The organism is Mycobacterium sp., from assembly GCF_049802695.1.
Classification (GTDB): domain Bacteria; phylum Actinomycetota; class Actinomycetes; order Mycobacteriales; family Mycobacteriaceae; genus Mycobacterium.
Genome location: NZ_JBARMY010000292.1, coordinates 1 through 12,224, shown reverse-complemented (window position 1 = coordinate 12,224; position 12,224 = coordinate 1). Strand labels below are relative to the sequence as shown.

The window sequence follows — 12,224 nt, the reverse complement described above, 5'->3', positions numbered from 1 at the left end:
GGCGAACATCCCTGGTCTGCTCCCGGCGGAAGGGCCGCAACCATGACCGCCTGGGTGCCGGTGCGGCGGATGCTTGTCGTCGGCTGCTGCGTCGTGCTGGCCGGGACCGGGTGCGCGTTCAACGGCCTGAACTCGCTACCGCTGCCAGGGGCGGTGGGACGCGGACCGGGAGCCGATATCTATCACGTGGAGATCGCTAATGTCGGCTCGATGGAGTCGAATTCGCCGGTGTTGATCGACGATGTCGTGGTGGGCAGTATCGGCAAGATGACCGTGAAAGCCTGGCACGCCGATGTCGAGATCTCGGTGAAGCGCGATGTCGTCGTGCCCGCCAATGCAGTCGCCAGCGTGGGCCAGACCAGCCTGCTCGGATCCATGCATTTGGAGTTGAATCCGCCGCCCGGCCAGCCGGGCAACGGGCGGCTGAAGCCCGGCGCGACGATTCCGCTGAACAGGGCCTCGACGTACCCGTCGACGGAGCAGACCCTGTCGTCGCTGTCAGTCGTCCTCAACTCCGGAGGGCTGGGGCAGATCGGCGACGTCATCCACAATTTCAACGCCGCCCTGTCCGGGCGCGCAGGCGCCGTTCGCGATCTGCTTATCCGACTCGACCGATTCGTGGGCACACTCGACCAGCAGCGCGACAACCTGGTCGCGTCGATACAGGGCTTGAACCGGCTCGCCGACACGCTGGCCGGACAGCGTGATGTCATAACGGCCGCGCTGCGGAAGATACCGCCCGCGCTGGACGTGCTGATCAGCGAGCGGCCGCGCATTGTCACCGCGCTGGACAAACTAGGCGTCTTCAGCGACACCGCCACCCGGCTCGTCAACGACGCGGGGGCTGATCTGGTCAAAAACCTGCGAAATCTAGGGCCGATACTTGGTGCGCTGGCTGACGTCGGGCCGGACCTCGACGCGGCCCTGTCCCAGGCGCCGACGTTCCCGTTCCCTCAAACCATCATCGACCGCGCCTTTAGAGGCGACTACGCGAACGTGTATGTCGTCCTCGACTTGACGAACGCCGCGCTCAGGAGCGAAACCTTGCTGGGCACCCACTGGGAACGGTTGGGCGCGGAAAAGATACCGGCACCCGGGGATCCGTATTACTTGCAATACCAGTACACGCCCGATCCGCTTCATCCGGGGGCTCCCGGACCGGTGCCGCCACCCGTCGATGCTCCCTTAACGCCCACTGCGGGGCCGCAACCGGTATATGGCGCACCGTTCCCGCCACCGCCAATAGGCGCGTGCGACGGGGCGGTCGGACCTTGTCCCGCAGCCAATGCGCAACCGCCACGACCCATACCGCCGACGCCACCTCCGACAGCGGCGCCGCCAGAGGCGGGACCCGCGCCGATGCCGCCCTACGCGAGCCCACCGACGGATGGGAGTGGCTGATGCTAACCCGTTTTGTCCGTATCCAACTGACGATCTTTACGATCGTGGGGATCATCGGTGTGATCGTGATGGCCGTCGGCTACCTCCAAGCGCCTACCCTGCTGGGAATCGGGCGGATGACAGTCACGCTGGACCTACCCGCCGCCGGTGGCCTCTACCGGTTCAGCAACGTCACCTACCGCGGGGTACAGGTCGGCAAGGTCACCGCGGTGACATTGACGCCGCGCGGGGCGAAAGCGACGCTGTCCCTTGGTTCTTCGCAAAAGATCCCGGCCAACCTGCAAGCCGAGGTGCGCAGCGTCTCCGCGGTGGGCGAACAGTACGTCGATCTGCGGCCACGAACCGACTCGCCGCCCTACCTGCACAACGGCTCAGTCATCGCCGTGCATGACGCCACGATCCCGCAACCGGTCGGGCCCCTGCTCGACAGGACCAGCGCCCTGGTCAACAGCATCCCCAAGGGCAGACTCAGCGCTTTGCTCGACGAGTCGTTCAAGGGATTCAACGGGGCAGGCTACGACTTCGGATCGCTGTTCGACTCGGCAGCACGAGTCTCCGGCGACCTCAACGGCGTCGCCGGCCGCGCGCGCGCCCTCACCGAGGACACCGCGCCGTTGCTGGACTCGCAAGCAAAAACGACCGACGCGATCCGGCTGTGGGCGCGCAGTCTTGCCGGATTCAGCGACCAGTTGGTGACCAACGACGCACAGGTGCGCACCCTGCTGGACACCGGGCCCGGCGCCTTGAACGAAGCGTCCCGGCTGCTTGAACAAGTCAAACCGACGTTGCCGGTCTTGCTTGCCAACCTGGCCACCGTCGGCGAGATCTTCGTGGCCTATCATGCTTCGCTTGAGCAAGTGTTGGTGTTGCTGCCGCCGTTCGTGGCCGCTATTCAATCGTTCAGTCAGCCGAAAAACTCGATCGGATTGTCCCGCGGCAACTTCACAGTCACCATCAGTGATCCGCCGGCATGCACGGTCGGCTTCCTACCGCCTAACCAATGGCGTTCGCCAGCCGACCTGACGATAGTCGATACGCCGGACGGGATCTACTGCAAACTGCCGCAGGATTCACCGGCCGCGGTTCGCGGTGCCCGCAACTACCCCTGCATGCGGCATCCCGGAAAGCGTGCGCCGACAGTCGAGATCTGCAACAGCGACAAGCCATTCGAACCCTTGGCGATGAGGCAGCACGTGTTCGGCACCTACCCGCTGGATCCGAACCTCCTCGCGCAAGGCATTCCGCCCGATGACCGCGTCAACTTCTTCCGCGACAGGATCTTCGGGCCAGTGGAGGGAACCCCGCTGCCGCCCGGATTGGCGCCGCCGGGATCACCACCAACGCCGCCGGGATCCCCTGTACCGCCGGTGGCCAGCATGTCGCCACAGTCGGCTGACATTCCGCCCATCGCGCCGCTTGACGTTCCCGCACCAGCCGACGTTGCGTCACCACCCAACGAGTCAAAAGCACCTAACGGGTCCAACGGCGGGCGACCGCAGGCGGCGCCAAGTTCCTTCGGCCACAGTGAATCCGGACCCGGCCCATCGGTGGCCGTCGTTCACTACGACCCGCAGACCGGCGGATATCTTGCTCCCGACGGGCAGCTCTATCGGCAGTCCAATCTTGTCAGGGCGTCAAAGCCCAAAACGTGGCAGGACATGCTTAGCCCCTGAAGCCTTTCGGCGCGCATCGACCAATCAGGCTTAGGCCGATCAGGGAAGCTTGTCCAGCCTGAACGGCATCGCGATCACCAGCCACCTATTGGCCCCGCAGGCGCCGCTCGGGCCGGTCGTCTTGTCCTGACCAGCCAATGTTGACGACCCATGCTGCACCATGCCGTCCTGACCGACGGGAATGAAATAGATTACCTGGTGCCCGGTGGCCGCGGTGCCGTCGGGGCATGATTCCCAGTTCGGCACATCCCGTCTGAGGAACCACACCGTTCCGTCATGCTTGATCAGCGGTGCACTCCAGCCCTGGTCGCTCGTCACCTGACCGCTGCAGTCCTGCGCAGTCGTGCAGGAGGTGGTGATAGTCCACGTGCTATGCACCGTCGGCTCGTCGTGAAATGACTCGTTGGTCGTGGCCCACTCGCCGACTGACGTGGCGATGTACGTCCCGTTGACCGGGTCGCCGTCGTCCGACCCCAGGGCTGACGGTGCCGCGCCCAAACCGCCGGTCACCATGGCAGCCAACAGACTTGCGCTTGCGACTGTGCCCATTGATCGCATCACGTCACGTGCTCCTCGACGCGGACAGTGTTGGCTAAATTCCTAGCAGCGCTGCGGCATTCTTGAATGTCGAGACTAACACCGGGCCGCCGGTTGCGCCGCCGATTCGCGCCAAACAGCCAGCGATGGTATTCACAGGACATCGAACTTCGCTATGAGCCACGAACCCTGGACCTTTGACAGCGTTATGCGGACGCTGCTCCCGGTATCCACCGGTTGGGGCTTGTCCGGGCTCGCCGTTGTCTGATCGACAAAAGCTAGCACCACAGCTGAATTCGGATGCAGCTCCGATACGGCGGCTTTGACCACGCGGGCGGTCATCGTCAGTCCGCGCTGGGCCGTCGGCGCCACGATCACCTCGGTGAACCGCTTGTAGTAATCCTGAAAGTCGTCGGTGAGCCGCGACTTTGCATTGGCGAAATCGCGGCTCAGATTGTCAGGCGAGTACGTGAGGAGCGCTGCCGCACCTTCTGAAGCTGCCCTGACCGCCTCATCTGCCGTCGCTGTGTCCGTTTGCTCATCCTTGCGGTACTGAAAGAAGAACAAGCCGGCAGCCAAACCCGCCGCGGCAATGAGCAAGAGCGCCAGAAGAATTGGACGCCACTTCGACAGGCACCGGCGGGTCCAGCGCCAGCTCAGACTGATTCGACGGCGACGCACCGGCTCCGCTTCGGACGGTGCCATGTCGTCGATTCCCGAATCGTCCACCGTCACGGCACGAACTCGACTTTCGACATCTTGATTCGGCCGGCGTCCCGCTGGAGGTCCATGACGATTCGCCACGACCGCGATGGGGGTCCATCCTTGCCCGGATTGGCGACCTCGGCTCTCGCCGTGAGGAGGACCACTGCCGAATCGTGGGTCATCGATTCGACGGCGACGGCCTTCACGGCGACCTTCGTGCCGATCTTCGACTGCTCGACCGCCTTGACCAGCTCGTCTGCACTGACCATTATCCCGGCCTTGGCCGGACCCGTGCTGTCGTCGATGATGCGCTGCACGTCGTCTCTGGCCTTATTGGGATCGATCGACATCAGCGTGATGGCCCCCTGACGGGCCGCCGCGGCGAAATCTGCCGCGCGCTGCCGCTCCTCCATGGTTTTGTGGTGGTACCACACCACATAACCGCTTGTTGCCAGCGCGGCGCAGATGAGCACGACCGCTGTGCCGACAGCGAGTGATTTCCGTCCCGGGCGCCGCAGCGCCCTCCGCCGCAACCGAGCCGATCTCGTCGCGGCCGGCTCCGCGTCACCGATGCTCTCCTCGACGGCACCGTCGCTGCCCTCCGCGTCCGCCGTTTCGATCGTGTCAACCTGACCGCTCGACGCCGCATCGGCGTCGAGCCTCAGCCGTAGCACCCGGGCACGAGCAGCCTCGGCTCGCGCTTCCGCCTGGGCGACCTCTTCGAGTGCTTCGACTACCGACGGGTCGTCACAACGCTCGGCATCGAGCGCCCCAGGTGAACGCTCCGGCGAAGGCATGGTCACCTCCCTCTAGCACCTGCAAGGAGAGCCACGTTATCACCCTTAATCAGGGGTCCTCTATTACCGCGGGACACCCGGATTGTGCGCATCTTCTCCGAATCGAAGAAATTCCGTTTTCTGCTGTGCCAGAGTAATTGAGTGCGATTCGTCGTGGCAGCGGTTGCCGCGTTGGTGAATGTGGGCGTGCTGATGGCAGCTCCCGCCGCAGCCGGACCGACCGTCTGTGACTATCCCACCTGCACGCCGGGCATCACGCCGGGCATCGTCCTCGGTGCACCGTGCGACAACAGCACCTACTACGTCTTCGGCACCGTAGATTACAACATCACCTTCGCCACCCAGCCGGGACGGCTCCTGTTCTGTGGCTCAGCGAGGAGGCGAGAGACCAGATGGTTCCGCTCGCCTCCGATGGCTGGAGTCAAGCAAGAGAACTCCGACTGCGAGCAGTGGCCCGAGTACTACGTTGCGCAAGCACCGGACGGCTTGTTCCTCATGTGCATCGTGCAGGACGGTCACGCGAAGTGGGTTCGCGGCGACACCTGAGACGTGTTCATCTGGCCGTGCTAAAGGCGAGGTGTAGTTCGCTGGGCACAGAACAGTAGCGTTTGTCAAGCGCTGCCAACGAATCACCAGGGACGCATGGAGCAAAGCACGCCCTTGGGGCCGTCCTGCATCTGGACGATGGCCCCGTCAACCATTATTTGGCAGTGGAACATAGGGGTGCCGGGTTCGTGTCCGGCACTGGCGGTGAAAAAAGCCCACTGGTAAGGGTTTGCCAGGTCGAGCTCGTAGCTCCAGGGTGACCTTGGGCCGACGTCGGCTTGGATGTTCGGTACGAACTGGTAGGGATTATGGCTGTAGTCGGAAAAGATCGGCGGTTCCTGGTCCAGGTAATAAATGTCCGCGTAGATCGAGTTGGTAGCGGTCAGTGTGTATTTGACGTGATGGAGCACCGGCTGGTCATCTCCGTACGACGGAATGGTGAATGCCAGCAGAGCCGCCACTGACAAGAGCATTGCCGAAGCTATGCCGGTGAGGGCCCGTCTGGTGATTACCACGGTCGCTCCTGTGCTCGTCACTGCGGACTGGTGTTGCGGCTCCTCACCCGGTCTACGGGCTTGCCGGTGTGTGTCCGCAATCTTAGAGCCGCGCAAAGGATGCTATCGCTCCAGCAGGAGAAACTTCGCTGATTACGCTTTTATCTCGGCTACCGGGCGGTTCGCTAGTGATCGCGATCGAACGCGTCCGCCGGGCCATGGCAGAGGCATCTTCCCGTTCCGGACCCGCACCGCTGCGGGGCGGTGGCGGTTGGTCGGCCGCGACGGCAGGAGGCGAGGCTGGCGGGAGCCGCTCAGCCCGGCGTATCGAGGCGGTGTATCCAACGCAAGGTCACATTCACCTGTTGGCACCGAAGCGGGGTGCCGTCGGCTTGCTGCGCCGATTGATCTATCGCATCGCAGGGAAGGGCGACTTCGCGGATACCAACTAGCGGTCCGACCGGTATCCAAAAGCCAGCCGTGTCGCACACATAGGTCCTGCCACTGGAGTCCACGCCGAAGTCGTACAGCCTTTGCGCCGGGCACGGCAGGGTGGGGGCGATGTCACGGGCCACGTTCGGCACACAGTCCACTGAGTCGCAAAACGCCGATGCCGTGCCGACCGGGAAGATCAGCGCTGCGATCGATCCGCCAGAGAGGACCGACGCCGCGATAGTCCGCATAAGTTTGCGGCCGGCAAAACAGCTTAGGACCATGGACGAAACAGTAGTCCTAGCGCGCATTCCGTAAGACCGCAACGGCGCACAAGTTACGAACCTGGATGTCTAGACAGGGCGACCAAAGGCGAATTGCGCCACCGTAAAATACACCGAGGCACGAACCCGATGGGTATGAGAATGTCATTGCCACAGCTGAATTGCGATCTGTAGGCGCGAAGGCAATTATGCCGGTAGCGTCGGCAGCAGAAGATGATAACGTGGCTCTCTCAGCAAGGCCAAACGGAAAGGAGCCTGGATGCCGACCGGACCTCGACGCGGACAGTCGCATCCCGCGCGTAGAGCTCGTGAGTGGTGAATGCCGGTCCGCCAGAACGCTGCTGACAAGAAACCGACTCAGGTGAACGAGGCTGAAACGCCGAGCACGGCTGCTGAGATGCGGGCGATGGCAGAGCAGGCGGAGGCCGAAGCCGCGGAGGCCGAAGCTCTGGCAGCCGCCGCGCGTGCCCGCGCTCGGGCCATTCAATTGCGCCGCAGGGCGGAACTCGTCGACGCCGCCGAAGCGGATGTAACACAAACTGAAGACCGCGCGGAGAGCGAGGTCGAAGGCACCCAACCCGAAACCGAGCAGCAAGAGGTCGGCACTCAAAGCGTCCCGACCGAAGAGAGTGCGGACGAGGCCGTCGCGCAAACGCCTGCCGATCTTCCGACCGCGGTTGCCTCCGGGGTCGCCGCCGACAGGCCGGCATCGTATCGACGTTGGCGTCGCCGGCCCGGACTGGCCACCCTCGCGGCAAGCCTAACCATTATTTTCATTGCCGCGTTCCTGGCGGCCAGCGCCTATATGGTGTGGCAGCATCGCAACGCTTCCCGGCAGCAACAGCGCGTGGCCGAATTCGCGGCCGCAGCGCGGCAGGGCGTCGTGACGCTGACATCACTGGACTTCAACAACGCCAAGAACGGTGTGCAGCGCATCCTCGACAACTCCACCGGCGTTTTCAGAGACGACTTCCAAAAGATGGCGAACGATTTCACCAAGGTGGTAGAAGAGTCAAAGGTGGTCGAGCAGGGCGCCGTTCAAGCCGTGGCGGTGGACTTGGACTCGATGACCAGCGACTCAGCAGTCGCACTGGTCGCATCCAAGTCAGAAGTGACCAATGCTGCTGGCGCCAAACAGGATCCGCGTAGCTTCAGGTTGATCGTCACGCTCACCCGCGATGGCGGCCAGCTCAAGATGTCGAAAGTCGAGTTCGTGCCGTGACCGCAGACGAAACGTCGCTTGTGGAGGAGACAGCAGACGCCGAGCAGCTTGAGCGCCCCGGCGACGATGATGGCAAGCCCGGCGGGCTGAAGCGTTTCCCTGGCCGCATCAAGCAACTTTCACGCGGTAAGGCCTTGCCGGCCATTCTGGCGTTCCTGGTGCTGGCTTCGGCGGCGTTGGCGGCTTGCATGCTGTACTTCTGGTACCGGCCGGATCGGGCCACCGATGCCCTGGCTGCAAAGTCCGCAGTCACCGCGGCTTCCGAGGGGACGGTTGCCATCCTGTCGTATTCTCCGGATACCTTCGACCGCGACGTTGCTTCCGCCAAGTCGCATCTGACCGGTGACTTCTTGTCGTATTACGATCATTTCACCGAACAGATTGTGGCTCCAGCCGCCAAGCAGAAGTCGGTGAAGACGACCGCGGTGGTGGTTCGTGCCGCCGTGTCGGAATTGCATCCGGCCTCGGCCGTCGTGCTGGTGTTCGTTAATCAGAGCTCTGTCAGCGCGGATCGGCCAGAACCGACGTTGAATTCGTCCAGTGTCCTGGTGACATTGACCAAAGCTCATCACAGTTGGCTTATTTCGTCGTTCAATCCGGTCTGATCGGCGATGAAGCACGACAATGTTGGGTCAATGTTGGGTCAATGTTGGGTCACTGCATTTTGCGCACAGCGATCACCAACTAGCCGGAGTGAAAGCTAGGTGCAGTTCGCTCAAGCCGCGCAGAATGTACGTCGGCTCATAGGTGTACCGGCGGTCGCCGGTCGGACCATGTTTGGCCTCGCTGATCGTGATTTCGCTCATCCGGTCCAAAATGCGCTCGATCGACACGCGCCCTTCCACCCGGGCAAGTGGCGCTCCAGGGCAGGAATGCACCCCGCGGGCAAACGCCATGTGCTCACGAACGTTCTTGCGGCGCAGCTGAAACTCATGCGGGTTCTCGAACCGGCGCGGATCACGGTTAGCGGCGCCGGGTAAGACCATCACGACCGTGCCGGCGGGGATGTCGACGCCGCCCACTGTGGTGGATTTGCGGGCCAACCGGGAGTCGCTTTTGACCGGGCTATCCATTCGCAGCGATTCCTCGATGAATCCGGGGATCAAACTGCGGTCCTCACGCAGCTTCTGCTGGATATCGTGCCGGTCGCCGAGCACCTGCAGGGCGGCCGACAGCAGCTTGGCGGTGGTTTCCTGCCCGGCCGCGAAAAGGAAGGTGGCCGAGCGGACTACCTCGATGACCTCGGGTGTGGATCCGTCCGGATACTTCGCCGATGCCAGCGAGGTCAATACATCGTCGCGCGGAACAGCGCGCCGGTCCTCGATGTAGGCGCAGAACTTGTCGTCGAGCCACTCCAGCGGGTTGATGCCGACCGACTCGTGGTCTAGTGCCCCTACCCGCGCGCCGGGGCGATCGGCGCCCAAGACGGTGCGGAACTGCTTGTGGTCTTCCTCCGGGACACCGAGCAGGTCGGCGATCACCAAGGTGGCAAACGGCTTGGAGTATTCGGCGATGAACTCACACTCGCCGTTGCCCAGGAACTCTTCCAGCTGGCGGTCGGCGAGACTCCACATGAAGTCTTCGTTCTCCTTCAGCCGGCTGGGCGTTAACAACCTGCTCAGCACCGACCGCGCGCGAGTGTGGTCCGGCGGGTCCATCGTGACCATGTGCTCGCACATCGGAAACTGGTTTCGATGCAGCTCGATCTGGGCGCTGAGATCGTCACCTTCCGGCGTGAAAGGCAGGGGCGGAAACGGCCCACCGAGCGCGACGATGTTGGAGAAGGTGGCGGTGTCCTTGTACACCGCGGTGGCTTCTTCGTAGCCGGTGACCGCGACGACCCCGTAGTGCGGCAGCCGCAAGACTGGGTTCTGACTGCGCAGGTAGTCGAAGTAGGGGTGCGGATCGGGAACCAGAGACGGGTCGGTGAAGAAATCGACCGTGTCGAAAGTGGTCATCTGCTGCGCGCCTCCCAAAGCTGGGTTCGTCCGTGGGTTTCAGGCGGCGAGGAGTGGCGCCACCTTAAGACGTGATCAGTGAATGTGCTGAGCACTTGCTTAGCATGGCGTACTGTCGTGGTCAAGGTCACACGGGGGTCGACGCTACGCTCAGCATGTCCAGCCATCGACCGTTGAGGGTTCGGAGTGAAGTGATGACATCGGCGCGCAGACTCGGGGCGCCCGACGCCAAGAATCGCTCCCTGCTGCTCGACGCCGCCGAGCAGTTGATGCTCGAAGAAGGTTACGCCGCAGTCACTTCCCGTCGTGTCGCCCAAAGGGCGGCGCTGAAGCCCCAGCTCGTCCACTACTACTTCCGTACGATGGACGAGCTGTTCCTGGCCGCATTTCGCCGTCGGGCCGAATCGGGCCTGGAAGTGCAAGGGCGCGTGCTGGAGTCGCCGCAACCGTTGTGGGCGCTGTGGCGGTTCAGCATCGATCCGGCGGCCACCGCGGTGACCATGGAGTATATCGCCCTGGCAAATCACCGCAAGGCGCTGAAAGCTGAAATTGCTTACTACGCCGAACGTTTCCGCGAAGAACAATGTGAAGCTGTGTCGAAGGTGCTGGGGCGCTACGGGGTGGACCCAGCCGAAGTTCCACCGCTGGTGTGGTCGCTGCTGATCACCAGTGTTTCTCGCGTGCTGGTAATCGAACAAGCGCTCGGAATGTCCGCGGGCCATGCGGAAACCCTGGCATTCGTCGAGCGCTACCTGCATCGCCTGGAAGGCGCTCCCGCTAGCGAGCCGGCTCACCAATAACGCAGCGAGCAAAGCACGCCTCTGGGGCCGTTGTTCGCCACGACCACCATCCCGTCGACCGCAAGAACGCAGCTGAACTGCGGGGCGCCCGGTTCGGTACCGGAACTCACCCCGAACATCGCGTACTGCTCGGGGTTGGCCAACATAGCGTCGTAAGTCCGCGGTTTCCCCGGCGCGAAGTCGGCCTTTACATTCGGGTGAACTCGTACGGGTTATAGCTGTAGTCGGAGACGATCGCCGGGTCATGATCGATGCAATAGATGTCGGCATAGATCGGGTTGGCAACCGTGATGGCGTGTTTGAGGTGGTGCAAACCGGGTCATCGGCATGGCTCCGCGCGATGACACTCAGGCATGTCGTTGCCACAGGACCGCGAGCGGCCGCCCAGCAGAACTTTGCGCACGGCTGTCATGTTGCTTCTCCGGCCGCGGAATCGACATTCTCGTCAGCGAAGAATATCAGCGTCGGGGCCGTGCCAAAAGCCCGAATCGTACGGTCGGGACTGACAACCGAACCGGTGTCGCGCCGGGCGAACGGCCTCCTGGTGGCAGCCCACAGCATTGCGATAGGCTGGCGGTGAGAATATGATTCTCACAATTGCGAAGGAGGATTTCATGGGGCAGTTGTCGCGTCGGGAGGACGTTCCGTTTCCGCTCTTTGATGCGGATAATCACCTTTACGAGCCACCGGAGGCGCTGACCAAGTTCCTGCCCAAGGAGTACAAGGACTTCGTCCAGTACGTGCAGGTCAACGGGCGGACGAAGATCGCGATCCGGGGACACATCAGCAACTACATTCCCAATCCGACCTTCGAGGTCGTCGCCCGGCCTGGCGCCTGGGAGGAATATTTCAAGTTCGGCAACCCGGACGGCAAGAGCAAGCGCGAGCTATTCGGTGAGCCGATGCGCGCGATCCCGGCGTTCTTCGAGCCCGGCCCACGCCTGGAGCAGATGAACGAGCTGGGCCTGGACCGCACCCTGATGTTCCCGACGCTGGCCAGCCTGCTCGAGGAGCGGCTGCGCGACGACCCGGTCGCCATCCACGTCCTGGTCCATGCGCTGAACGAGTGGCTCGATGAGGTGTGGGGCTTCAACTACCAGAATCGCATCTTCACCACCCCGGTCATCACCCTGCCGATCGTCGAGAAGGCGATCGAGGAGCTGGAATGGGCGGTCAAGCGCGGCGCGCGTTGCATCCTGGTCCGCCCGGCACCGGTGCCCGGGTTTCGCGGACCTCGGTCGTTCGCGCTGCCCGAGTTCGACCCGTTCTGGGAGCGGGTCGTCGAGCACGACCTGCTGGTCGGCATGCACTCCAGCGACAGCGGCTACTCCCGGTACACCTCCGAGTGGGACGGTGCCGACCAGGAGATGCTGCC

The 12,224-nt window shown here is 63.2% G+C and carries 13 protein-coding genes; 7 read left to right on the top strand and 6 right to left on the bottom strand.

The annotated features are described in order from the left end of the window. The first annotated feature begins 42 nt into the window (after positions 1-42). Both WA317_RS11935 and WA317_RS11930 read left to right on the top strand, forming a co-directional pair. Positions 43-1,401 carry an MCE family protein gene (locus tag WA317_RS11935; RefSeq protein WP_425173229.1) on the top strand — a complete coding sequence of 453 codons (1,359 nt, stop codon included), beginning with the start codon at positions 43-45 and terminating at the stop codon, positions 1,399-1,401. Further along, positions 1,401-3,074 carry an MCE family protein gene (locus WA317_RS11930; RefSeq protein WP_425173225.1) on the top strand — a complete coding sequence of 558 codons (1,674 nt, stop codon included), beginning with the start codon at positions 1,401-1,403 and terminating at the stop codon, positions 3,072-3,074. The genes WA317_RS11935 and WA317_RS11930 overlap by 1 nt, the downstream gene beginning before the upstream one ends. A 39-nt stretch (positions 3,075-3,113) precedes the next feature. On the opposite strand, the gene WA317_RS11925 is transcribed toward WA317_RS11930, so the two are convergent. The 3 genes from WA317_RS11925 to WA317_RS11915 all read right to left on the bottom strand — a co-directional run bounded on the left by WA317_RS11925 (position 3,114) and on the right by WA317_RS11915 (position 5,113). Beyond that, on the bottom strand, positions 3,114-3,632 hold the full coding sequence (locus tag WA317_RS11925) for a hypothetical protein (RefSeq protein WP_425173228.1): 519 nt from the start codon (positions 3,630-3,632) through the stop codon (positions 3,114-3,116). 132 nt (positions 3,633-3,764) lie between these two features. After that, positions 3,765-4,346 (bottom strand): twin-arginine translocation pathway signal, encoded by a 582-nt coding sequence (locus WA317_RS11920; protein ID WP_425173224.1) that lies wholly within the window; start codon positions 4,344-4,346, stop codon positions 3,765-3,767. Continuing rightward, positions 4,343-5,113: a hypothetical protein gene (locus WA317_RS11915; RefSeq protein ID WP_425173223.1), complete on the bottom strand. Its 771-nt coding sequence runs from the start codon at positions 5,111-5,113 to the stop codon at positions 4,343-4,345. The genes WA317_RS11920 and WA317_RS11915 overlap by 4 nt, the downstream gene beginning before the upstream one ends. 141 nt (positions 5,114-5,254) lie before the next feature. Here WA317_RS11915 and WA317_RS11910 point away from each other — a divergent pair, with 141 nt between their 5' ends. Then, positions 5,255-5,659, top strand: coding sequence for a hypothetical protein (locus WA317_RS11910; protein WP_425173222.1), 405 nt, complete (start codon positions 5,255-5,257; stop codon positions 5,657-5,659). Between the two features lie 83 nt (positions 5,660-5,742). Here WA317_RS11910 and WA317_RS11905 read toward each other — a convergent pair whose 3' ends face one another. Further along, positions 5,743-6,132, bottom strand: a complete 390-nt coding sequence (locus WA317_RS11905; RefSeq protein WP_425173227.1) for a hypothetical protein — start codon at positions 6,130-6,132, stop codon at positions 5,743-5,745. Between the two features lie 1,056 nt (positions 6,133-7,188). Here WA317_RS11905 and WA317_RS11900 point away from each other — a divergent pair. Beyond that, positions 7,189-8,091 carry a hypothetical protein gene (locus WA317_RS11900; protein ID WP_425173221.1) on the top strand — a complete coding sequence of 301 codons (903 nt, stop codon included), beginning with the start codon at positions 7,189-7,191 and terminating at the stop codon, positions 8,089-8,091. Between the two features lie 86 nt (positions 8,092-8,177). Beyond that, a complete protein-coding gene (locus WA317_RS11895) occupies positions 8,178-8,696 on the top strand; it encodes a twin-arginine translocation pathway signal (RefSeq protein ID WP_425173226.1) in 519 nt (172 codons plus the stop codon). A 72-nt stretch (positions 8,697-8,768) separates the two neighbouring features. Here the strand turns inward: WA317_RS11895 and WA317_RS11890 are convergent, their stop codons facing one another. Next, positions 8,769-10,049, bottom strand: a complete 1,281-nt coding sequence (locus WA317_RS11890) for a cytochrome P450 (protein ID WP_425173220.1) — start codon at positions 10,047-10,049, stop codon at positions 8,769-8,771. A 194-nt stretch (positions 10,050-10,243) separates the two neighbouring features. Between WA317_RS11890 and WA317_RS11885 the strand changes: the two genes are divergently transcribed. Beyond that, complete coding sequence (locus WA317_RS11885; RefSeq protein ID WP_425173219.1) at positions 10,244-10,849, top strand: TetR/AcrR family transcriptional regulator; 606 nt, start codon at positions 10,244-10,246, stop codon at positions 10,847-10,849. Between the two features lie 187 nt (positions 10,850-11,036). Here WA317_RS11885 and WA317_RS11880 read toward each other — a convergent pair whose 3' ends face one another. Beyond that, positions 11,037-11,162 carry a hypothetical protein gene (locus WA317_RS11880; protein WP_425173218.1) on the bottom strand — a complete coding sequence of 42 codons (126 nt, stop codon included), beginning with the start codon at positions 11,160-11,162 and terminating at the stop codon, positions 11,037-11,039. A 301-nt stretch (positions 11,163-11,463) separates the two neighbouring features. Between WA317_RS11880 and WA317_RS11875 the strand changes: the two genes are divergently transcribed. Next, positions 11,464-12,224, top strand: a 761-nt coding sequence (locus WA317_RS11875) for an amidohydrolase family protein (RefSeq protein ID WP_425173217.1), incomplete at its 3' end; no start/stop codon positions are given.